Source organism: Streptomyces sp. NPDC096040, from assembly GCF_040303265.1.
Lineage (GTDB): Bacteria > Actinomycetota > Actinomycetes > Streptomycetales > Streptomycetaceae > Streptomyces.
Genome location: NZ_JBEOTA010000009.1, coordinates 46,845 through 69,263 on the forward strand (window position 1 = coordinate 46,845; position 22,419 = coordinate 69,263).

The window sequence follows — 22,419 nt, forward strand, 5'->3', positions numbered from 1 at the left end:
TGCGGAAACCAATCCCGGTTCAGGGCACCCTCGGTTACTCCCCATGTCCTCAATGCCCGTTCTGTGAGCGCGGTTTGTGGGTCGGGGGCCGGATCACGGATGATGATCTCGGCAAAGGCCGGGGCAGAGTGGGTCGTCCGTACCGTGAACGGCCGGTGAACAAGCAGTCCTCACCATCCGATAACCTCTGCCGAATGCCACCCGGGGGCCACCAGGCACACCGCCCCACCATGCAGTAGACCGGCGCCCGTGCGCCGGCACCCAGGGAGTGAGTTCGGTTGTCGACCGCCATCGTCACCGGCCAGCCGGTCCCCGGCTCGTCGTTGGAGAGCGATCTGCGGGCGCTCGGCTTCGAGGTGTCCGTGGCCTCGGACAGTGCCGACACCGCGATCCTCCTCGCGGCCGTGCCCGCCGACCGTCGGGTCGCCGTCGTCGACGCCCGGTTCGTCGGCCATGTGCACGCCCTGCGCCTCGGCCTCACCGACCCGCGCTTCCCGCTCGCCGCGATCCCGGGCGCCGTCACCGCCCAGCCGGCCGGCCGTCAGGCCCTGAGCCGGGCGCTGGCCCGGGAGGCCGCCGGCGGCGGCGGCACCGCCCTCGCCGTCGACGGCCTGGTCACCGCCCTGGACACCGACGTGCACCGCCCCGAGCTGGGCAGTCTGGTCGCCGCCGTCCCCGCCGACCCACAGGCCCGCAACGAGGCACGGCAGGCCGTCGCGGCCGTCGACGACGAGGCCGTACGCCTGAAGTCGGCCGTGAAGTCCCGCGACGGCTTCTTCACCACCTTCTTCATCAGCCCGTACTCCCGCTACCTCGCCCGCTGGTGCGCCCAGCGCGGGCTGACTCCCAACCAGGTCACCACCGCCTCCCTGCTCACCGCCCTCGTCGCGGCGGGCTGCGCGGCCACCGGCACCCGTGCCGGGTTCGTCGCGGCGGGCGTCCTGCTCATCGCGTCCTTCGTCCTGGACTGCACGGACGGCCAGCTCGCCCGCTACTCCCTGCAGTACTCCACGCTCGGCGCCTGGCTGGACGCCACCTTCGACCGGGCCAAGGAGTACGCCTACTACGCGGGCCTGGCCCTCGGCGCGGCCCGGGGCGGCGGCCATGACGATGTATGGGCCCTCGCCCTCGGCGCGATGATCCTGCAGACCTGCCGGCACGTGGTGGACTTCTCCTTCAACGAGGCCAACCACGACGCCACGGCCAACACCAGCCCCACCGCGGCCCTCTCCGACAAGCTCGACGGCGTCGGCTGGACGGTCTGGGTGCGCCGGATGATAGTCCTGCCCATCGGCGAACGATGGGCACTGATAGCCGTCCTGACCGCGGTGACGACCCCGCGGATCACCTTCTGTGTGCTGCTGGTCGGCTGCGCCTTCGCGGCGACCTACACCACGGCCGGGCGGGTGCTGCGCTCGCTGACCCGGAGGGCGAGGCGTACCGACCGGGCGGCGGAGGCGCTGGCCGACCTGGCCGACAACGGCCCGCTCGCCGGATTCGTGTCCCGTGCGATGCCCGCCCCGCTCGGCTCCCCGCTCCTGGTGACGCTCGCCGGAGTGGCGGTTCTCACCGTGTCCCTTTTCTCAGGTGTGACCTGGGCACCGGTCGCGGGCGCCGTCGTCTATGCCCTGGCCTCCGGTCAGGCCCTCGCCCGCCCGCTCAAGGGCGCCCTCGACTGGCTGGTCCCGCCCCTCTTCCGGGCCGCCGAATACGGCACCGTCCTCGTCCTCGCAAGCAAATCCGGGATGAACGGAACCCTTCCTGCGGCTTTCGGCCTGGTGGCCGCCGTCGCCTACCATCACTACGACACGGTGTACCGCATCCGCGGCAACGCCGGGGCGCCGCCGGCCTGGCTGGTACGCGCCATCGGGGGGCAGGAGGGGCGAACGCTGCTGGTCACGGTGGGGGCCGCGGTGCTCACCGTCACGCAGTTCGAGGTCGCGCTCACGGTCCTGGCCGTGGCCGTGGCCGGGCTGGTGCTCGTCGAGAGCATCCGCTTCTGGGTGTCCGCAGGGGCGCCCGCCGTACACGATGAAGGAGAACCCGCATGATCGGCCTCGTGCTGGCGGCCGGCGCCGGACGGCGTCTGCGCCCCTACACCGACAGCCTGCCCAAGGCGCTGGTGCCGGTGGGGCCTGCCGGGATAGAGGACTCGATCACGGTGCTCGACCTGACCCTCGGCAACTTCGCCGAGATCGGCCTGACCGAGGTCGCGATCATCGTTGGCTACCGCAAGGAGGCCGTGTACGAGCGCAAGGCGGCCCTGGAGGCGAAGTACGGCCTCAAGCTCACCCTCATCGACAACGACAAGGCCGAGGAGTGGAACAACGCCTACTCCCTGTGGTGCGGCCGTGACGTCCTCAAGGACGGGGTGATCCTCGCCAACGGCGACACCGTGCACCCGGTGTCCGTCGAGAAGACGCTGCTCGCCGCCCGCGGCGACGGCAAGCGGATCATCCTCGCCCTGGACACCGTGAAGTCCCTCGCGGACGAGGAGATGAAGGTCGTCGTCGACGCCGGCCGCGGCATGACGAAGATCACCAAGCTGATGGACCCCGCCGAGGCCACCGGCGAGTACATCGGCGTCACCCTCATCGAGGGCGACGCGGCCCCCGAGCTCGCCGACGCGCTGAAGACGGTCTGGGAGAGCGACCCACAGCAGTTCTACGAGCACGGCTACCAGGAGCTGGTCAACCGCGGCTTCCGGATCGACGTGGCGCCGATCGGCGACGTCCGGTGGGTCGAGATCGACAACCACGACGATCTCGCCCGGGGACGGGAGATCGCGTGCCAGTACTGACCAGGCTGATCCCCTCGCCGGTCGTCGTCGACATCCGTCCGGGTGCCCTCGACGACCTCGCGAGCGTGCTCGCCGACCAACGTATCTCACACTCCGGCCGGCTCGCCGTCGCCGTCAGCGGCGGCTCCGGCAGCAGGCTGCGCGAGCGCATCGCGCCGAGCCTGCCCGGCGCCACCTGGTACGAGGTCGGCGGCGGCACCCTCGACGACGCGATCCGGCTGGCCGGCGAGATCAAGGCCGGCCACTACGACGCGGTCGTCGGCCTCGGCGGCGGCAAGATCATCGACTGTGCCAAGTTCGCGGCCGCGCGCGTGGGCCTGCCCCTGGTCGCCGTCCCGACGAACCTCGCGCACGACGGCCTGTGCTCGCCGGTCGCGACCCTGGACAACGACGCGGGCCGCGGCTCCTACGGCGTGCCGAACCCGATCGCGGTCGTCATCGACCTCGACGTCATCCGCGAGGCCCCGGCACGCTTCGTGCGCTCGGGCATCGGGGACGCCGTCTCCAACATCTCGGCGATCGCGGACTGGGAGCTGTCCCACCGCGTCAACGGCGAGAAGATCGACGGACTGGCGGCCGCCATGGCCCGGCAGGCCGGCGAGGCGGTGCTGCGCCATCCCGGCGGCATTGGGGAGAACGACTTCCTCCAGGTGCTCGCCGAGGCTCTGGTGCTCAGCGGTATCGCCATGTCGGTGTCGGGCGACTCCCGCCCGTCCTCCGGCGCCTGCCACGAGATCAACCACGCCTTCGACCTGCTCTACCCGAGGCGTGCCGCCAGCCATGGCGAGCAGTGCGGGCTCGGCGCGGCCTTCGCGATGTATCTGCGCGGATCCCACGAGGAGTCCGCGTTCATGGCCGATGTGCTGCGCCGGCACGGACTGCCGGTACTGCCGGAGGAGATCGGCTTCACCGTGGACGAGTTCGTCCGGGTCGTCGAGTTCGCCCCGGAGACCCGCCCCGGCCGCTACACCATCCTCGAACACCTCGACCTCAAGACCGACCAGATCAAGGACTCCTACACCGACTATGTCAAGGCCATCGGTAGCTGAACTACGTCCGGTCGTGCACCCCGTCGGGGTCAAGGACCGGCGCAGCGGTGAGCACTGGATGGGGCGCCTCTATATGCGCGAGGTGTCCCTGCGGGTCGACCGCTACCTGGTGAACACCAGGGTCACGCCCAACCAGCTCACTTACCTGATGACCGTCTTCGGTGTGCTCGCTGCCCCGGCCCTGCTGGTGCCGGGGATCACGGGCGCCGTGCTCGGTGTGGTCTGCGTCCAGCTGTACCTGCTGCTGGACTGCGTCGACGGCGAGGTCGCGCGCTGGAAGCAGCAGTACTCGCTGGGCGGGGTCTACCTCGACCGGGTGGGGGCGTACCTGACCGACGCGGCCGTGCTTGTCGGGCTCGGGCTGCGCGCCGCCGACCTGTTCGGCAGCGGCCGGATCGACTGGCTGTGGGCCTTCCTGGGCACCCTGGGCGCGCTCGGCGCGATCCTGATCAAGGCCGAGACCGACCTCGTCGGGGTCGCCCGGCACCAGGCCGGGCTGCCGGTGGTCAAGGAGACCGCCGCCGAGATGCGCTCCTCCGGGATGGCGCTGGCCCGCCGGGCCGCCGCCGCGTTCAAGTTCCACCGGCTGATCCTCGGTATCGAGGCATCCCTGCTGATCCTGGCCCTCGCGATCGTCGACCAGGTCCGCGGCGACCTCTTCTACACCCGGCTCGGCACCGCCGTACTCGCCGGGATCGCGCTGCTGCAGACCCTCCTGCACCTGGTCTCCGTCCTCGCGTCGAGCAGGCTGCGGTGAGCGCCGGGCTGAAGGTCGGTGCGGTCGTCATCACCATGGGCAACCGCCCCGACGAACTGCGGGCCCTCCTCGACTCGGTCGCCAGGCAGGACGGCGACCCGGTCGAGGTGGTCGTCGTCGGCAACGGCTCGCCCGTCCCGGAGGTCCCGGACGGCGTCCGCACCCTGGAGCTGCCCGAGAACCTCGGGATCCCCGGCGGCCGCAACGTCGGCATAGAGGCCTTCGGCCCCAGCGGCCGCGATGTCGACATACTGCTCTTCCTCGACGACGACGGACTGCTCCCCGGGCACGACACCGCCGAGCTGTGCCGGCAGGCCTTCGCCGCCGACCCGAGGCTCGGCATCGTCAGCTTCCGCATCGCCGACCCGGACACCGGCCGGACCCAGCGCCGGCACGTGCCGAGGCTGCGGGCCTCCGACCCGATGCGCTCCTCCCGGGTCACCACCTTCCTCGGCGGCGCCAACGCCGTCCGTACCCAGGTCCTCGCCGAGGTCGGCGGATTGCCGGACGAGTTCTTCTACGCCCATGAGGAGACCGACCTGGCCTGGCGGGCCCTGGACGCCGGCTGGATGATCGACTACCGCTCCGACATGGTGCTGTACCACCCCACGACCGCCCCCTCCCGGCACGCGGTCTACCACCGGATGGTCGCCCGCAACCGGGTGTGGCTGGCTCGCCGCAACCTGCCCGCCCCCCTGGTCCCCGTCTACCTCGGGGTGTGGCTGCTGCTGACCCTGGTGCGCCGCCCCTCGCGCCCGGCCCTGCACGCCTGGTTCGCCGGCTTCCGCGAGGGCTGGACCACCCCGTGCGGACCCCGTCGGCCCATGCGCTGGCGGACCGTGTGGAAGCTCACGCGACTGGGCCGGCCCCCGGTGATCTGAGAAGCTCGAAGGTGCGTGTCGCGCGCGCTCGGCGCGCGGACACCCTCGGGAACGTGTCCCATGGCGGATACGTGTCGCCTCCAGTAGCACAATTCCGTAAGACGAACGTAAGACGAATCCGAGGACGAAGGCTTCCACCCTTGAGTGAGACAACGCACGACGTCGGGATCGCGGTGAACGCGGTGCCGTCGCCCGACGAGGGCCTGACGGCGGCGCAGCTGGCCGCCAAGTACGGGCTCACGGTGAGCGGCGCCCGTCCCTCGCTCGTCGAGTACGTACGCCAGCTCTGGGGACGCCGGCACTTCGTCTTCGCCTTCTCGCAGGCGAAGCTCACCGCCCAGTACAGCCAGGCCAAACTCGGCCAGCTCTGGCAGGTGGCCACGCCCCTGCTGAACGCGGCCGTGTACTACTTCATCTTCGGCGTCGTCCTGCATGCCAGCCGCGGTATGTCCCAGGAGATGTACATCCCGTTCCTGGTCACGGGCGTCTTCACCTTCACCTTCACGCAGAGCTCGATCATGACGGGTGTCCGCGCGATCTCCGGGAACCTCGGCCTGGTGCGCGCGCTGCACTTCCCGCGCGCCGCGCTGCCCGTCTCCTTCGCGCTCCAGCAGCTCCAGCAGCTGCTGTTCTCGATGATCGTCATGGTCGCCGTGGTGATCGGCTTCGGCACCACCCCGGGGCTGTCCTGGCTGCTGGTACTGCCGGTCCTGGCCCTGCTGTTCCTCTTCAACACCGGCCTGGCGCTGATCGTGGCCCGCCTGGGCGCCAAGACGCCGGACCTGGCCCAGCTGATGCCGTTCGTGCTGCGCACCTGGATGTACATGTCCGGTGTCATGTTCTCCATCAGCAAGATGATGGAGCACCGCCCGGAGTGGGCGCGGCTCCTGTTCCAGGTGAACCCCGCGGCTGTCTTCATGGACCTGATGCGCTTCGCGCTCATCGACGGCTACGGTTCCGAGAACCTCCCGCCGCATGTCTGGGCCATCGCGCTGGCCTGGGCCCTGGTCGTCTTCAGCGGCGGTTTCATGTACTTCTGGAAGGCGGAGGAGCGGTACGGCCGTGGCTGAGCTGAACGACGCGGAGCGGAACCAGGGGGATCGGATCCCCACCGTCATCGCGGAGGACGTGCACATCGTCTACCGCGTCAACGGCGCCAAGAGCGGCAAGGGCAACGCGACGGCCGCCCTCAGCCGCATCTTCAGGCGCGGCGAGGAGCGGGGTGTCCGCAAGGTGCACGCCGTCCGCGGTGTCTCCTTCGTCGCCTACCGTGGCGAGGCCGTCGGCCTGATCGGCTCCAACGGCTCCGGCAAGTCCACCCTGCTGCGCGCCATCGCCGGCCTGCTGCCCGCCGAGAAGGGCCGGGTCTACACCAACGGGCAGCCCTCGCTGCTCGGCGTCAACGCGGCCCTGATGAACGACCTCACCGGCGAGCGGAACGTCATCCTCGGCGGGCTCGCGATGGGCATGTCCCGCGAGGAGGTGAGGGATCGCTATCAGGAGATCGTCGACTTCTCCGGCATCAACGACAAGGGCGACTTCATCAGCCTTCCCATGCGCACCTATTCCTCCGGTATGGCGGCGCGGCTGCGGTTCTCCATCGCCGCCGCCAAGGACCACGACGTCCTCATGATCGACGAGGCGCTGGCCACCGGCGACGCGGCCTTCCGCAAGCGGTCCGAGGACCGGATCCGCGAACTGCGCGAGCACGCGGGCACCGTGTTCCTGGTCAGCCACAACAACAAGTCGATCCGCGACACCTGCGACCGGGTCCTGTGGCTGGAGCGCGGTGAGCTGCGCATGGACGGCCCGACCGAAGAGGTGCTCACGGAGTACGAGAAGTTCACGGGCAAGTAGCCCAGTGGACGCCGGGCCCCGTCGGAACCTTTCCGGCGGGGCCCGGCGTCTGCAAAGGAAACGTCAACTCCGGCCCGCCTTAGGAATCTTGAAGCCAATCGGTGTGTTGTTGTGATCTGCGGGACACCCCGACGAACCTCGATGCGTTGTACAACGTAAGCTGTACCGGTCCCGGAAAGCGGCAAGTGGGGCGATAATGCGCGACACCCTCGGCCGGGCCGCCCCGCGGATTGCTGGGCGGCGTGTCCGAAATAGTGTGTATTGGGTCGGCAGTGTAGAACGGGAGATGTGACGGCATTGGCTACGGAAACTCCCCAGCTCAACGCAGGCCGCGCCGTCCCGGCCCCGGGCAGCGAACGGTGACGGCGGCCACCCCGGCGCGTACCGGAGACGCCGAGCGCGGCACCCTGGACAAGGCCGCCGACGAGAACTTCCCGGTGGCCCCGTTCTTCCTGCCGAGGGCATGGCGAGACGACCTGATGGCGGTGTACGGCTTCGCCCGCCTCGTCGACGACATCGGTGACGGCGACCTGGCCCCCGGCGGTGCCGACGCCCGGCTGCTCGGAGTGGGCCCCGAGGAGGCCGAGGACCGCCTGGTCCTGCTCGACGCCTTCGAGGCCGATCTGCGGCGCGTGTTCGACGGCACCCCGCACCACCCCCTGCTGCGCCGTCTCAGCGCCACTGTCCGCCGTCACTCACTCACCCCCGAGCCCTTCCTCGGGCTGATCGCCGCCAACCGTCAGGACCAGCTCGTCAGGCGGTACGAGACCTACGGCGACCTCCTCGCCTACTGCGAGCTGTCCGCCAACCCCGTCGGCCGCCTGGTCCTCGCCGTCACCGGCACCTCGACCCCCGAGCGGATCCGGCTCTCGGACGCGATCTGTACCGCACTCCAGATCGTCGAACACCTCCAGGACGTGGCCGAGGACCTCGGCCGCGACCGGATCTATCTGCCCGCCGTGGACATGAAGCGCTTTCATGTCCAGGAGGCGGATCTCGCCAGGAAAACCACGGGCGCATCGGTGCGTGCACTGGTTGCATATGAAGCACAACGCGCCCGCGATCTCCTGAATGAAGGCGCCCCCCTGGTGGGTAGCGTCCACGGCAGGTTGAAGTTGCTGCTCGCGGGGTTCGTGGCGGGGGGAAGGGCGGCGATCGCTGCGATCGCCGCCGCCGAATACGACGTACTTCCCGGCCCGCCCAAGCCCGGCAAGGGCCGGTTGCTGCGTGAGGTGGGCGTGACTCTGCGAGGAGAGGGGTGATCCGGACCGTGGACTCTCCCACACATGTGTCCGCACCGGTACTCGCCGCCTACAGCTACTGCGAGACCGTCACCGGACAGCAGGCACGTAACTTCGCCTACGGCATCAGGCTGCTGCCTGCGCCCAAGCGGCGCGCCATGTCGGCGCTCTACGCGTTCTCCCGGCGCGTCGACGACATCGGCGACGGCGTGCTGGCCGACGACATGAAGGCGGCCCGCCTGGAGGACACCCGGGCGCTGCTCGCCCGGGTCCAGGACGGCGCGGTCGACGAGGACGACACCGACCCGGTCGCGGTCGCCCTCGCCCACGCCGCCCAGGCCTTCCCGATCCCGCTGGGCGGCCTGGACGAGCTGATCGACGGCGTGCTGATGGACGTACGCGGCGAGACCTACGAGACCTGGGACGACCTCAAGGTCTACTGCCGCTGCGTGGCCGGCGCGATTGGCCGGCTCTCGCTCGGTGTGTTCGGCACAGAACCGGGGGCGCGCGGCGCCGAGCGCGCGCCGGAGTATGCCGACACGCTCGGCCTCGCGCTCCAGCTCACCAACATCCTCCGGGACATCCGCGAGGACGCCGAGAACGGCCGTACCTATCTGCCCGTCGACGATCTCGCCAAGTTCGGCTGTGCGGCCGGGTTCCACGGACCGACCCCCCCGGAGGGCTCGGACTTCGCGGGGCTCGTGCACTTCGAAGTACGGCGCGCCCGTGCCCTTTTCGCCGAGGGCTACCGGCTGCTGCCCATGCTCGACCGGCGCAGCGGCGCCTGTGTGGCCGCCATGGCCGGCATCTACCGCCGACTGCTCGACCGTATCGAGCGCGACCCGGAGGCGGTGCTGCGCGGCCGGGTCTCGCTGCCCGGACGCGAGAAGGCGTACGTCGCCGTACGCGGCCTGTCCGGGCTCGACACCCGGCGCCACACCTCCCGCCGGACCGTCAGGAGGCGCGTCTGATGGACAAAGTGGGTCAAGCTGACTCCACCGGAGAGAAACGGCAGGCAACCCTCCGGCGCGGCGCGGCGTCCCTGACTGCGACGGCCCGGTCTGCCCCGTTCCACCGGCACGGCGGGCGGGCAGGGGAGGCTGCACGATGACCGACGGCACGCGATCCGAAGGGACGCACGACGACATCCCGTCCGGGCGCACCGCCGTGGTGATCGGCGGCGGCCTGGCCGGGGTCACGGCCGCGCTGGCGCTCGCCGACGCGGGGGTGCACGTGACGTTGCTCGAAGGCAGGCCGCGCCTCGGCGGGCTCGCCTTCTCCTTCCGGCGCGGCGACCTGACCGTCGACAACGGCCAGCATGTGTACCTGCGTTGCTGCACCGCCTACCGCTGGTTCCTCGACCGTATCGAGGGCGCGGCGCTGGCACCGCTGCAGGACCGGCTCGACGTGCCCGTGCTCGACCTCGCGAAACCGCAGGGGCGCCGGCTCGGCAGACTCCGCCGGGACCCCCTGCCGGTGCCTCTGCACCTGGGGCGCAGCCTCGCCGCCTACCCGCATCTCTCGCTCGCCGAGCGTGCCAGAGTCGGCCAGGCCGCTCTCGCACTCCGGTCGCTCGATCTCGGCGATCCGTCGCTCGACACACAGGACTTCGGCAGCTGGCTGGCTGCCCGAGGCCAGTCGGCTCGGGCCATCGAGGCACTGTGGGACCTGGTGGGGGTCGCCACCCTCAACGCGGTGGCCCAGGACGCCTCCCTGGCGCTCGCCGCGATGGTGTTCAAGACCGGTCTGCTGTCCGACCCGGGCGCGGCCGACATCGGCTGGGCCCATGTGCCGCTGGGCGAACTGCACGACCGGCTGGCCCGCAAGGCGCTCGACTCCGCGGGCGTGCGCACTGAGGTCCGTACACGCGTCACCTCCGTCTCCACCAACGAGAACGGGGGATGGAGCGTTCAGGTTCCCGGCGAGACGCTCAGCGCCGACACCGTGGTGCTCGCCGTGGCCCAGCGCGAGGCCTACGACCTGCTGCCCGAGGGCGCCCTCGACGCCCCGGAAAACCTTCTGGAGATCGGCACCGCGCCGATCCTCAACGTCCATGTGATCTACGACCGTACGGTGCTCACCAAGCCGTTCTTCGCGGCCCTGGGCACCCCGGTCCAGTGGGTGTTCGACCGTACCCACGCCTCCGGGCTGCGCGAGGGCCAGTACCTCGCACTGTCCCAGTCGGCCGCACAGGACGAGATCGACGTACCCGTGGCCGTCCTGCGCGAGCGCTATCTGCCCGAACTGGAACGGCTGTTGCCCGGCGCGCGCGGCGCCGGGGTGAAGGACTTCTTCGTGACCCGGGAGCGCACCGCGACCTTCGCCCCCACCCCCGGCGTCGGGCGGCTGCGGCCCGGCGCCCGCACCAAGGCCCCCGGCCTCTACCTGGCCGGAGCGTGGACCGCCACAGGGTGGCCCGCGACCATGGAGAGTGCGGTCCGCAGCGGTGTGAACGCGGCCGACGCCGCGCTGCACACCCTGGGCCGGCCCCGCCCCCGTCACCTCTTCGAGTTCGAGGAGGCGGCGTGATGCCCGCTCAGCAGGCGGCAGGCCCCCGCACCCCCGGTACCGCAACAAGAGGAGAAACTGTGCCCACTGTGCCCCCGGCCGAGACGGCTGCCGACGCGGTGGACGTGACCGCGCTCCTGGAGCGCGGCCGGACCCTTGCCAACCCGGTACTGAAGGCGGCCGTCGACCGCCTGGCACCCCCCATGGACACCGTGGCCGCCTACCACTTCGGCTGGATCGACGCCGAGGGCAACCCCGCCGACGGCGACGGCGGCAAGGCCGTACGGCCCGCGCTCGCCGTGCTCTCCGCCGAGGTCACCGGTGCCGGCCCCGAGGTCGGCATCCCCGGCGCCGTTGCCGTCGAACTCGTCCACAACTTCTCGCTGCTGCACGACGACCTGATGGACGGCGACGAACAGCGCCGCCACCGCGACACCGTCTGGAAGGTGCACGGCCCTGCCCAGGCCATCCTGGTCGGCGACGCCCTCTTCGCCCTCGCCAACGAGGTGCTGCTGGAACTCGGCACCGTCGAGGCCGGCCGCGCCACCCGCCGGCTCACCACCGCCACCCGTGCCCTGATCGACGGCCAGGCGCAGGACATCTCCTACGAGCACCGCGACCGCGTCAGCGTCGAGGAGTGCCTGGAGATGGAGGGCAACAAGACCGGCGCGCTGCTCGCCGCCTCCAGCTCCATCGGCGCGGTGCTCGGCGGCGCCGACGACCGCACCGCCGACACCCTGGAGAGGTACGGCTATCACCTGGGCCTCGCCTTCCAGGCCGTCGACGACCTCCTCGGCATCTGGGGCGACCCGGAGGCCACCGGCAAGCAGACCTGGAGCGACCTGCGCCAGCGCAAGAAGTCCCTGCCGGTCGTCGCCGCGCTCGCCGCGGGCGGGCCCGCCTCCGAGCGGCTCGGCGAGATCCTCGCCGCCGACGCCAAGAGCAGCGACTTCGAGAACTTCTCCGAGGAGGAGTTCGCCGCCCGCGCCGCCCTCATCGAGGAGGCCGGCGGCCGCGAGTGGACCGCCGAAGAGGCGCGTCGTCAGCACACCATCGCCATCGAAGCCCTCCACGCCGTCGACATGCCCGACCAGGTCCGGGCACGGTTCACGGCGCTGGCCGACTTCGTCGTCGTACGAAAGAGATGATCACTATCGGTCGAATAGCCCTCGCGTAGTCGCCGGCCGGTGCGAGCGCGCAACCAGCACCGGCCGACGGCGGACCCACAGCAGAACGATTTCGCACGACTGCACGAAGGGGAAGCCATGACAGCGACGACCGACGGAAGCACCGGGGCCACCCTGCCGCCCCGCGCTGCCTCGGCCAGCACCGACCTCACCATCCCCGTGGCGGCCGGGGTACAAGAAGCCGCCGAACGCGCCGTGAGGCGTGCCACCGACCATCTGCTCGCCCGGCAGGACGCGCAGGGCTGGTGGAAAGGTGACCTGGAGACCAACGTCACCATGGACGCCGAGGATCTGCTGCTCCGTCAGTTCCTCGGCATCCAGGACGAGTCCACGACGGCCGCCGCCGCACTCTTCATCCGCGGCGAGCAGCGGGAGGACGGCACCTGGGCCACCTTCTACGGCGGCCCGGGCGCACTCTCCGCCACCGTCGAGGCGTACGTCGCCCTGCGGCTGGCCGGGGACGCGCCCGACGCGCCCCACATGGCGAAGGCCTCGGCCTGGATCCGCGAGCGCGGCGGGATCGCCGCCGCCCGGGTCTTCACCCGGATCTGGCTCGCCCTGTTCGGCTGGTGGAAATGGGAGGACCTGCCCGAACTCCCGCCGGAACTCCTGTACTTCCCCAAGTGGTTCCCGCTCAGCATCTACAACTTCGGTCAGTGGGCCCGGCAGACCATCGTGCCGCTCACCGTCGTCTCGGCCAAACGCCCGGTGCGCCCCGCACCCTTCCCGCTGGACGAGCTCCACACCGACCCGGCCAACCCCAACCCGCCCCAGCCGTTGGCTCCGGTGGCCAGTTGGGAGGGTGTCTTCCAGCGGCTCGACAAGGTTGTCCGCGGCTACCGCAAGGTCGCCCTGCGCCGGCTGCGCGGCTCCGCCCTGAACTCCGCCGCCCGCTGGATCGTCGAACGCCAGGAGAACGACGGCGCCTGGGGCGGCATCCAGCCACCGGCCGTGTACTCGGTGATCGCCCTGTACCTGCTCGGCTACGACCTCGAACACCCCGTGATGCGCGCGGGACTTGAGTCGCTGGATCGTTACGCCGTCTGGCGCGAGGACGGCGCCCGGATGATCGAGGCCTGCCAGTCCCCGGTGTGGGACACCTGTCTGGCGGCCATCGCCCTCGCCGACGCAGGCGTGCCCGCCGACCACCCCCAACTGGTCAAGGCCGCCGACTGGATGCTCGGCGAGCAGATCGTGCGGCCCGGCGACTGGGCCGTGAAGCGCCCCAACCTCCCGCCGGGCGGCTGGGCGTTCGAGTTCCACAACGACAACTACCCCGACATCGACGACACCGCCGAGGTCGTCCTCGCGCTGCGCCGGATCAAGCACCACGACCCCGAGCGGATGGAGAAGGCCATCGGGCGCGGGGTGCGCTGGAACCTCGGCATGCAGTCGAAGAACGGCGCCTGGGGCGCCTTCGACGTCGACAACACCAGCCCGTTTCCCAACCGGCTGCCGTTCTGCGACTTCGGCGAGGTCATCGACCCGCCCTCGGCCGACGTCACCGCGCACGTCGTGGAGATGCTCGCCTTCGAGGGCATGTCCCACGACCCGCGCACCCGGCGCGGCATCGAGTGGCTGCTCGCCGAACAGGAGCCGAACGGCTCGTGGTTCGGGCGCTGGGGCGTCAACTACGTCTACGGCACCGGCTCCGTGGTGCCCGCGCTGACCGCGGCCGGGCTGCCCGCCTCGCACCCGGCGATCCGGCGCGCGGTGACCTGGCTGGAGCAGGTCCAGAACGAGGACGGCGGCTGGGGCGAGGACCTGCGCTCCTACAAGTACGCCACTGAGTGGAGCGGACGCGGCGCCTCCACCGCCTCCCAGACGGCCTGGGCGCTGATGGCGCTGCTCGCGGCGGGGGAGAAGGACTCCAAGGCCGTCGAGCAGGGTGTGCGGTGGCTCGCCGAGACCCAGCACGAGGACGGCTCCTGGGACGAGCCCTACTTCACAGGCACCGGCTTCCCCTGGGACTTCTCCATCAACTACCACCTCTACCGGCAGGTCTTCCCGCTCACCGCGCTCGGCCGTTACGTCTACGGCGAGCCCATGCCCGAGGCCGAGAGGAGCTGAATGAGCACCACGCCCGCTCCGGCTCCGCTGCTGATCGCCTGCGCGCTCGGCATCGAGCACCTCGCCCTGCGCGCCGGCGAACGCGGCGGCGCGGGCGGGCCGGTCACCGTGCTGCGCACCGGCATGGGCCCCAGGGCGGCGGAACGGTCCGTCACCCGGGTCCTGGCCGACCCGGCACTGGCCGGTGCCGCCGTCCTGGCCACCGGCTTCTGCGCGGGACTCGCCCCCGGGATGCACCCCGGCGACCTGGTCGTCGCCGAGGAGACCCGGGACCCGCGCGGCAGTGTCCCCTGCGTCGGCACCGAACTCCTCGTGAAAGAACTGGTGCGGGCCGTGCCCGGCCGCACCGTCCACACCGGCCCTGTCACCGGTTCCGATCACGTCGTCCGCGGTCACGAACGGTCTGATCTGCTCGCGACCGGCGCGATCGCGGTCGACATGGAATCGGCGGCCACGCTCCTGAGCGCCGTGCACGCGGGCGAGCGCCCGGTTGCGGCCGTCAGGGTGGTCGTGGACGCTCCTGAACATGAACTCGTCCGGATCGGCACAGTGCGCGGTGGAATATCGGCTTTCCGCGTTCTTCGATCCGTTCTTCCCGCTTTTTTCGAATGGCACCGTTCTTTGCTGCTCCCCCGGAGGTGAGCCAGATGGCCATGCCGCTGCGCCAGACCATCAAGATCGCTACATACCTGGCCGAACAGAAGCTCCGCAAGCGGGACAAGTTCCCGCTGATCGTGGAGCTGGAACCACTGTTCGCCTGCAACCTGAAATGCGAGGGCTGCGGCAAGATCCAGCATCCGGCGGGTGTGCTCAAGCAGCGCATGCCGGTCGCGCAGGCCGTCGGGGCGGTTCTTGAGTCCGGCTCGCCGATGGTGTCCATCGCAGGTGGTGAGCCCCTCATGCACCCCCAGATCGACGAGATCGTCCGGCAGTTGGTGGCTAAGAGGAAGTACGTCTTCCTCTGCACCAACGCGATGCTGTTGCGCAAGAAACTGGACAAGTTCACGCCCTCCCCGTACTTCTCCTTCGCCGTGCACATCGACGGGCTGCGCGAGCGGCACGACGAGTCCGTTGCGAAGGAAGGCGTGTTCGACGAGGCCGTGGCGGCCATCAAGGAGGCCAAGCGGCGCGGCTTCCGGGTGACCACCAACTCGACCTTCTTCAACACCGACACCCCGCAGACCATCATCGAGGTGCTCAACTACCTCAACGACGACCTCAAGGTCGACGAGATGATGATCTCGCCCGCCTACGCCTACGAGAAGGCCCCCGACCAGGAGCACTTCCTCGGCGTGGAGCAGACCCGCGAGCTGTTCAAGAAGGCCTTCGCGGGCGGCAACCGGCGCAAGTGGCGGCTCAACCACTCCCCCCTCTTCCTGGACTTCCTGGAGGGCAAGGTCGACTTCCCGTGCACGGCCTGGGCGATCCCGAACTACTCGCTCTTCGGCTGGCAGCGCCCCTGCTACCTGATGAGCGACGGGTACGTACCGACGTACCGCGAACTCATCGAGGAGACCGACTGGGACAAGTACGGCCGCGGCAAGGACCCGCGCTGCGCCAACTGCATGGCGCACTGCGGCTACGAGCCCACCGCCGTCCTCGCCACCATGGGCTCCCTCAAGGAGTCACTGCGCGCGATGCGCGAGACGGTCAGCGGAAACCGGGAGTGACCGCATGACCGCCATCTCCCTGGGCCTCCCCGAGGTCCCGGCCCGGCCGATCGCCGAGCGGCGCGTGTCGCGGCAGATCCACGTCGGACCGGTGGCCGTCGGGGGCGGTGCCCCGGTGTCGGTGCAGTCGATGACCACGACCCGTACGTCGGACATCGGCGCCACCCTCCAGCAGATCGCCGAACTCACCGCGTCCGGCTGCCAGATCGTCCGCGTCGCCTGCCCCACGCAGGACGACGCGGACGCCCTGGCCACCATCGCCAGGAAGTCCCAGATCCCCGTGATCGCGGACATCCACTTCCAGCCGAAGTACGTGTTCGCGGCGATCGAGGCCGGCTGCGCGGCCGTCCGCGTCAATCCCGGCAACATCAAGCAGTTCGACGACAAGGTGCGGGAGATCGCGCGGACCGCGAAGGACCACGGCACACCGATCCGGATCGGCGTCAACGCCGGCTCGCTCGACCGGCGGCTCCTTGAGAAGTACGGCAAGGCGACCCCGGAGGCGCTCGTGGAGAGCGCTCTCTGGGAGGCCTCGCTCTTCGAGGAGCACGACTTCCGGGACATCAAGATCTCCGTCAAGCACAACGACCCGGTCGTGATGATCGAGGCGTACCGGCAGCTGGCCGCCCAGTGCGACTACCCGCTGCACCTCGGTGTCACGGAGGCCGGCCCGGCCTTTCAGGGCACGATCAAGTCGGCGGTGGCCTTCGGCGCGCTGCTCTCGCAGGGCATCGGCGACACCATCCGGGTGTCGCTGTCGGCCCCGCCCGCCGAGGAGGTCAAGGTGGGCATCCAGATCCTGGAGTCCCTGAACCTCCGGCAGCGGCGCCTGGAGATCGTCTCCTGCCCGTCCTGCGGGCGCGCGCAGGTCGACGTGTACAAGCTGGCGGACGAGGTGACGGCCGGCCTGGAGGGCATGGAGGTGCCGCTGCGCGTCGCCGTCATGGGATGCGTGGTCAACGGCCCCGGCGAGGCACGGGAGGCCGACCTCGGCGTCGCCTCCGGCAACGGCAAGGGCCAGATCTTCGTCAAGGGCGAGGTCATCAAGACCGTCCCCGAGTCGAAGATCGTGGAGACCCTCATCGAGGAAGCGATGAAGATCGCCGAGCAGATGGAGCAGGACGGCGCCGGGTCCGGAGCACCCGCCGTCACCGTGAGCTGAACAGCACGGACCGAGAGGGGGCCGAGCGTGACAATTCTGGAGACCATCCGGGGACCACGCGACCTGAAGGCGCTGTCCGAGGCGGAACTTCATGAACTGTCCGAAGAAATACGCGAGTTCCTGGTGCATGCGGTCGCCAGGACCGGCGGTCACCTCGGCCCCAACCTGGGCGTCGTGGAACTGACCGTGGCACTGCACCGGGTCTTCGAGTCCCCGGTCGACCGCATTCTCTGGGACACCGGTCACCAGAGCTATGTGCACAAGTTGCTGACGGGCCGCCAGGACTTCTCCAAGCTGCGCGGCAAGGGCGGCCTGTCCGGATATCCCTCGCGCGAGGAGTCCGAGCACGACATCATCGAGAACAGCCACGCGTCCACCGCGCTCGGCTGGGCGGACGGCCTCGCCAAGGCCCGCCAGGTGCAGGGGGAGAAGGGCCATGTCGTCGCGGTGATCGGCGACGGCGCGCTGACCGGCGGGATGGCCTGGGAGGCGCTCAACAACATCGCGGCCGCCAAGGACCGGCCGCTGATCATCGTCGTCAACGACAACGAGCGGTCGTACGCCCCCACCATCGGCGGGCTCGCCAACCATCTGGCCACCCTGCGCACCACCGACGGCTACGAGCAGGTGCTGGCCTGGGGCAAGGACGTACTCCTGCGCACCCCGATCGTCGGCAACACCCTCTACGAGTCCCTGCACGGTGCCAAGAAGGGCTTCAAGGACGCCTTCGCCCCGCAGGGCATGTTCGAGGACCTGGGTCTCAAGTACGTCGGTCCGATCGACGGCCATGACCTCAAGGCGGTCGAGTCGGCGCTGCGACGCGCCAAACGCTTCCACGGCCCCGTGCTGGTCCACTGCCTCACCGAGAAGGGCCGCGGCTACGAGCCCGCGCTCGCCCACGAGGAGGACCACTTCCACACCGTCGGCGTGATGGACCCGCTCACCTGCGAGCCGCTCGCGCCGTCCAACGGACCTTCCTGGACCTCGGTGTTCGGTGACGAGATCGTCCGGATCGGCGAGGAACGGGACGACGTCGTGGCGATCACCGCCGCCATGCTGCACCCCGTCGGTCTCGGCAAGTTCGCCGAGCGCTTCCCCGACCGGGTCTGGGACGTCGGCATCGCCGAGCAGCACGCGACCGTCTCGGCGGCCGGCCTCGCGACCGGCGGACTGCACCCGGTCGTCGCCGTCTACGCCACCTTCCTCAACCGCGCCTTCGACCAGCTGCTGATGGACGTGGCGCTGCACCGCTGCGGGGTGACCTTCGTCCTGGACCGGGCGGGCGTCACGGGTGTCGACGGCGCCTCCCACAACGGCATGTGGGACATGTCCGTCCTCCAGGTGGTCCCGGGCCTGCGGATCGCCGCCCCGCGCGACGCGGAACAACTGCGCCTCCAGCTGCGCGAGGCGGTCGCCGTGGACGACGCGCCCACCCTGGTCCGCTTCCCGAAGGAGTCGGTGGGGCCGGAGATCCCGGCCGTCGACCGGATCGGCGGGCTGGACGTGCTGCATCGCGGCGCGGACGCTCAGGTACTGCTGGTCGCGGTCGGCGTGATGGCGCCGGTGTGCCTCCAGGCCGCGGAGCTGCTGGCCGCTCGGGGCATCAGCTGCACGGTCGTGGACCCCCGTTGGGTCAAGCCCGTGGACCCCGCGCTGCCGGTCCTGGCGGCCCAGCACGAGCTGGTGGCCGTCGTCGAGGACAACAGCCGGGCGGCCGGCGTCGGCTCGGCGGTCGCGCTCGCGCTCGGTGACGCCGAAGTGGACGTGCCGGTACGCCGGTTCGGGATTCCGGAGCAGTTTCTGGCGCATGCGAAGCGGGGGGAAGTGCTGGCCGACATCGGGCTGACGCCGGTGGAGATCGCCGGGCGGATCGGGGCGAGCCTCGCGGGGCGGGGGGCCGAAGGCGCCCACGGGGGCACCGGGCGAGGTCGTGTGGCGGGTGCGGCACCGGCTGGGTTGATCGCGCCCCGCGGCGGCAGCCGCACATCGACGCGCCCCGCGCCCCTGCGGGGCGCCGACAAGGAGAAGCAATGAGTACGGAGTTCGACCTCGGCGCGTTGCTGGCCGAGCGCGGAGCCGAGCGCTACGAGCTGCACACCAAGTACCTGAACCACCAGCTCCCGCGCATGCTGCACACCATCGGCTTCGACAAGGTGTACGAGCGCGCCGAGGGCGCCCACTTCTGGGACGCGGACGGCAACGACTACCTGGACATGCTCGCCGGGTTCGGGGTGATGGGCCTGGGCCGCCACCACCCTGTCGTCCGCAAGGCCCTGCACGACGTCCTGGACGCCCAGCTGGCCGACCTCACCCGCTTCGACTGCCAGCCGCTGCCCGGACTGCTCGCCGAACGGCTCCTCATCCACACCCCGCACCTGGACCGGGTGTTCTTCGGCAACAGCGGCACCGAGGCCGTCGAGACGGCCCTGAAGTTCGCCCGCTTCGCCACCGGAAGACCGCGTGTCCTCTACTGCGACCACGCCTTCCACGGCCTGACCACGGGCTCGCTGTCGGTCAACGGCGAGGACGGCTTCCGGGACGGCTTCGCTCCGCTGCTGCCCGACACGGCCGTCCCCCTCGGTGACCTGGACGCGCTCGCGCGGGAGCTGAAGAAGGGCGATGTCGCCGCCCTGATCGTCGAGCCGATCCAGGGCAAGGGCGTGCACGAGGCCCCGCCCGGCTATCTGCGCGGCGCCCAGGAACTGCTGCACAAACACAAGGCGCTGCTGATCGCCGACGAGGTGCAGACCGGCCTCGGCCGCACCGGCGACTTCTACGCCTACCAGCACGAGGACGGCGTCGAGCCGGACCTGGTGTGCGTGGCCAAGGCGTTGTCCGGCGGCTATGTCCCCGTGGGCGCGACCCTCGGCAAGGACTGGATCTTCAAGAAGGTCTACTCGTCCATGGACCGTGTCCTGGTCCACTCGGCGAGCTTCGGCGCGAACGCCCAGGCGATGGCGGCCGGACTGGCCGTTCTCTCCGTCATGGAGAACGACCAGATCGTCGCCAACGCCCGGGCCGTGGGGGAGCAGCTCAAGTCGCGGCTCACCGCGCTGATCGACAAGTACGAGCTGCTCGCCGACGTACGCGGCCGGGGCCTGATGATCGGCATCGAGTTCGGCAGGCCCAGCTCACTGAAGCTGCGCAGCCGCTGGACCATGCTCCAGGCCGCCCGCAAGGGCCTGTTCGCGCAGATGGTCGTCGTACCGCTGCTGCAACGGCACCGGATCCTCACCCAGGTCTCCGGCGACCATCTGGAGGTCATCAAGCTCATCCCACCGCTGATCGTCGACGAGACGGACGTGGACCGCTTCGTGGCGGCCTTCACGGACGTGATGGACGACGCCCACAGCGGCGGCGGCCTGATGTGGGACTTCAGCAAGACCCTCATCAAGCAGGCGGTGGCCAACCGCTGACGCCCAGCGAGGGCCTCCCGCGGGCGGCCCCCGCCTTTTGTCTGAGAGGCAAGGAATTTGCCGCTGAGGCAATAGCCCGGCTCAATAGAGGTATGAACGTCTCAGACCCGGCGCCGCCCGCCGGTCCCGGCGACGACCTGCCCTCCGTCGCCCCGCAGCTGCGCTCCCTGCGCCGCCGCGCCGGCCTCACCCTGGAGGCCGCTGCCCGGGACGCCGGGCTGTCGCCGGCCCACCTCTCCCGGCTGGAGACCGGGCAGCGCCAGCCGTCGCTGCCGATGCTGCTCGCGCTCGCACGTGTCTACGGTACGACGGTTTCCGAGTTGCTCGGCGAGACGGTCGCCGACCGGGACGCGATCGTGCGTGCCGCGGACATGGAGCCGACCAAGGCGGGCGGCTGGACGTACTGGCAGGCCGGGGCGCCCGGCCGGGGCATGCAGGCGCTGCGCGTCCGGGTGCCGTACGGCTCCCAGGGCGACATCGTTCGGGTGCATCCCGGCGAGGAGTGGCTGTACGTCCTGCACGGGCGGCTCCGGCTGCGCCTCGGCGACACCACCCATGTGCTCGCGCCCGGCGACAGCGCGCACTTCGACTCGCTCACCCCGCACCGGCTCGCCGCCGAGGACCACGACGGGGTCGAGCTCCTGTTCGTCCACACCCTGCTGCAGAGTCCCCTGGCCGCGTTGTGCCTGGGGCCGATCACCGGAGAGCTGCCGTGAGCAACATCGAGGAGAAGTTCCCCCGGGCCCTGTGGGTCCGGCTGATCATCTACATCGCCGGCGGGCACGTATTCGCCGCGTTCCTCTACCTGCTGTTCGCCGTCGGCGGCAAGGGCTGAGCACTCCCGTCGCCGCCCGGCCTCAGTCGAGGAGGCGGGCGCGCAGCCGCTCGCGGACCTCCGGGGGGACCTTCAGACCCTGCTCCAGGTACGTGTCGACGTCACCCCACGTCTTCTCGATGCTCTCGAAGGCCGCCGTCAGATACTCCGCGCGGGCGTCGAAGAGCGGGCTCAGCAGCTCCATCACCTCGGGGCTGTACGCGCTGTCCCCGCCGCCGCTGCGCCGCACCTTGTAGCGGCGGTGCTTGGCGTTGGACTCCAGATAGTCGGCGAGAATCGCGTCCCGCTCCACGCCCACCGCGAGGAGCGTCACGGCTATCGAGACGCCCGCCCGGTCCTTGCCGGCCGCGCAGTGCATCAGCGCCGGGACGCTGTCCTCGGCGAGCGCGTGCAGCACGCGCGAGTGCTCGTCGGTACGGTCCCTGACGATCGTGCGGTACGAGTTGACCATCCGGTTCGCGGCCTTGCCATCGCCCAGGAGTCCGCGCAGCTGCTCGATGTCGCCCTCGCGGACCATCGTCCAGAACTCGGCGCCGTGCGCCGGGTCAGTCAGCGGCAGGTTCAGGTTCCGCACGCCGGGCAGCTCGACGTCCGGGCCCTCCAGCTTCTGGTCGGCCGCGTTGCGGAAGTCGAAGATCGTGTGCAGACCGAGGGAGGCGAGGAACTCCGCGTCCTGCTCCGTCGCGTGTGCCAGATGCCCGCTGCGGAACAGCACGCCCTGCCGGACCCGGCGCCCGTCCACGGTCGGCAGGCCACCCACGTCACGGAAGTTGCGCACACCGGCCAGTTCGGGCTCGGTGGACGGGACCTGCTGCGTCACGGGGGCTCCTCCCGGCCGGCCCCGTCGGCGCTCCTCGTCGACGGGCACTGGGTCGACCATACGACATCGGTTTCCGCGGGCAATGAGTTGTCCACAGGCGTTGCTTCAGGGGCCCGTGGCCTTGATGATGTTGGTGCTTGAGCGGATCTGTTGGCACCTGTGTGAG

21 protein-coding genes are annotated in these 22,419 nt (G+C 70.4%); 20 read left to right on the forward strand and 1 reads right to left on the reverse strand.

From position 1 onward, the window contains the following. The first annotated feature begins 278 nt into the window (after nt 1-278). The 20 genes from ABTY98_RS13810 to ABTY98_RS13905 all read left to right on the forward strand — a co-directional run bounded on the left by ABTY98_RS13810 (nt 279) and on the right by ABTY98_RS13905 (nt 21,433). On the forward strand, nt 279-2,051 hold the full coding sequence (locus ABTY98_RS13810; protein ID WP_352221101.1) for a DUF5941 domain-containing protein: 1,773 nt from the start codon (nt 279-281) through the stop codon (nt 2,049-2,051). Then, the gene (locus ABTY98_RS13815) at nt 2,048-2,800 is read left to right on the forward strand and encodes a phosphocholine cytidylyltransferase family protein (RefSeq protein ID WP_352221102.1); all 753 of its coding nucleotides are present in this window, start codon (nt 2,048-2,050) and stop codon (nt 2,798-2,800) included. Before ABTY98_RS13810 ends, ABTY98_RS13815 begins: the two co-directional genes overlap by 4 nt. Next, entirely contained in the window at nt 2,788-3,849 is a 1,062-nt protein-coding gene (locus ABTY98_RS13820) for an iron-containing alcohol dehydrogenase family protein (protein ID WP_352221103.1), read from the forward strand. Before ABTY98_RS13815 ends, ABTY98_RS13820 begins: the two co-directional genes overlap by 13 nt. Nucleotides 3,850-3,862: 13 nt before the next feature. Beyond that, complete coding sequence (locus ABTY98_RS13825) at nt 3,863-4,606, forward strand: CDP-alcohol phosphatidyltransferase family protein (RefSeq protein ID WP_352221104.1); 744 nt, start codon at nt 3,863-3,865, stop codon at nt 4,604-4,606. Then, nucleotides 4,603-5,487: a glycosyltransferase family 2 protein gene (locus tag ABTY98_RS13830; RefSeq protein ID WP_352221105.1), complete on the forward strand. Its 885-nt coding sequence runs from the start codon at nt 4,603-4,605 to the stop codon at nt 5,485-5,487. Before ABTY98_RS13825 ends, ABTY98_RS13830 begins: the two co-directional genes overlap by 4 nt. 140 nt (nt 5,488-5,627) lie before the next feature. Beyond that, nucleotides 5,628-6,557, forward strand: a complete 930-nt coding sequence (locus tag ABTY98_RS13835; RefSeq protein WP_352221106.1) for an ABC transporter permease — start codon at nt 5,628-5,630, stop codon at nt 6,555-6,557. After that, complete coding sequence (locus ABTY98_RS13840) at nt 6,550-7,344, forward strand: ABC transporter ATP-binding protein (protein WP_352221107.1); 795 nt, start codon at nt 6,550-6,552, stop codon at nt 7,342-7,344. The genes ABTY98_RS13835 and ABTY98_RS13840 overlap by 8 nt, the downstream gene beginning before the upstream one ends. Nucleotides 7,345-7,703: 359 nt before the next feature. Further along, complete coding sequence (gene hpnC / locus ABTY98_RS13845) at nt 7,704-8,606, forward strand: squalene synthase HpnC (RefSeq protein WP_352221108.1); 903 nt, start codon at nt 7,704-7,706, stop codon at nt 8,604-8,606. After that, nucleotides 8,603-9,556, forward strand: a complete 954-nt coding sequence (gene hpnD, locus ABTY98_RS13850; RefSeq protein ID WP_352221109.1) for a presqualene diphosphate synthase HpnD — start codon at nt 8,603-8,605, stop codon at nt 9,554-9,556. The genes hpnC and hpnD overlap by 4 nt, the downstream gene beginning before the upstream one ends. Continuing rightward, nucleotides 9,556-9,696, forward strand: coding sequence for a DUF6380 family protein (locus ABTY98_RS13855; protein ID WP_352221110.1), 141 nt, complete (start codon nt 9,556-9,558; stop codon nt 9,694-9,696). Before hpnD ends, ABTY98_RS13855 begins: the two co-directional genes overlap by 1 nt. Beyond that, nucleotides 9,693-11,114, forward strand: coding sequence for a hydroxysqualene dehydroxylase HpnE (hpnE, locus tag ABTY98_RS13860; RefSeq protein ID WP_352221111.1), 1,422 nt, complete (start codon nt 9,693-9,695; stop codon nt 11,112-11,114). The genes ABTY98_RS13855 and hpnE overlap by 4 nt, the downstream gene beginning before the upstream one ends. Continuing rightward, nucleotides 11,114-12,241 carry a polyprenyl synthetase family protein gene (locus tag ABTY98_RS13865; RefSeq protein WP_352221112.1) on the forward strand — a complete coding sequence of 376 codons (1,128 nt, stop codon included), beginning with the start codon at nt 11,114-11,116 and terminating at the stop codon, nt 12,239-12,241. Before hpnE ends, ABTY98_RS13865 begins: the two co-directional genes overlap by 1 nt. 117 nt (nt 12,242-12,358) lie before the next feature. Next, nucleotides 12,359-14,350 carry a squalene--hopene cyclase gene (gene shc / locus ABTY98_RS13870; protein ID WP_352221113.1) on the forward strand — a complete coding sequence of 664 codons (1,992 nt, stop codon included), beginning with the start codon at nt 12,359-12,361 and terminating at the stop codon, nt 14,348-14,350. Then, nucleotides 14,351-14,992 (forward strand): 5'-methylthioadenosine/S-adenosylhomocysteine nucleosidase family protein, encoded by a 642-nt coding sequence (locus ABTY98_RS13875; RefSeq protein WP_352221114.1) that lies wholly within the window; start codon nt 14,351-14,353, stop codon nt 14,990-14,992. A 5-nt stretch (nt 14,993-14,997) separates the two neighbouring features. Then, on the forward strand, nt 14,998-16,020 hold the full coding sequence (hpnH, locus tag ABTY98_RS13880) for an adenosyl-hopene transferase HpnH (protein WP_352221115.1): 1,023 nt from the start codon (nt 14,998-15,000) through the stop codon (nt 16,018-16,020). A 4-nt stretch (nt 16,021-16,024) separates the two neighbouring features. After that, complete coding sequence (ispG, locus tag ABTY98_RS13885; protein WP_352221116.1) at nt 16,025-17,182, forward strand: flavodoxin-dependent (E)-4-hydroxy-3-methylbut-2-enyl-diphosphate synthase; 1,158 nt, start codon at nt 16,025-16,027, stop codon at nt 17,180-17,182. Nucleotides 17,183-17,209: 27 nt separating this feature from the next. Continuing rightward, nucleotides 17,210-19,216 carry a 1-deoxy-D-xylulose-5-phosphate synthase gene (dxs, locus tag ABTY98_RS13890; protein WP_352221117.1) on the forward strand — a complete coding sequence of 669 codons (2,007 nt, stop codon included), beginning with the start codon at nt 17,210-17,212 and terminating at the stop codon, nt 19,214-19,216. Further along, the gene (locus ABTY98_RS13895) at nt 19,213-20,598 is read left to right on the forward strand and encodes an aspartate aminotransferase family protein (protein WP_352221118.1); all 1,386 of its coding nucleotides are present in this window, start codon (nt 19,213-19,215) and stop codon (nt 20,596-20,598) included. Before dxs ends, ABTY98_RS13895 begins: the two co-directional genes overlap by 4 nt. Nucleotides 20,599-20,690: 92 nt before the next feature. Next, nucleotides 20,691-21,314, forward strand: coding sequence for a helix-turn-helix domain-containing protein (locus ABTY98_RS13900; RefSeq protein ID WP_352221119.1), 624 nt, complete (start codon nt 20,691-20,693; stop codon nt 21,312-21,314). Beyond that, nucleotides 21,311-21,433 (forward strand): DUF6126 family protein, encoded by a 123-nt coding sequence (locus ABTY98_RS13905; protein ID WP_352221120.1) that lies wholly within the window; start codon nt 21,311-21,313, stop codon nt 21,431-21,433. The genes ABTY98_RS13900 and ABTY98_RS13905 overlap by 4 nt, the downstream gene beginning before the upstream one ends. A gap of 22 nt (nt 21,434-21,455) precedes the next feature. Here ABTY98_RS13905 and ABTY98_RS13910 read toward each other — a convergent pair whose 3' ends face one another. Beyond that, on the reverse strand, nt 21,456-22,253 hold the full coding sequence (locus tag ABTY98_RS13910) for a tyrosine-protein phosphatase (RefSeq protein ID WP_352221121.1): 798 nt from the start codon (nt 22,251-22,253) through the stop codon (nt 21,456-21,458). Nucleotides 22,254-22,419 lie beyond the last annotated feature (166 nt).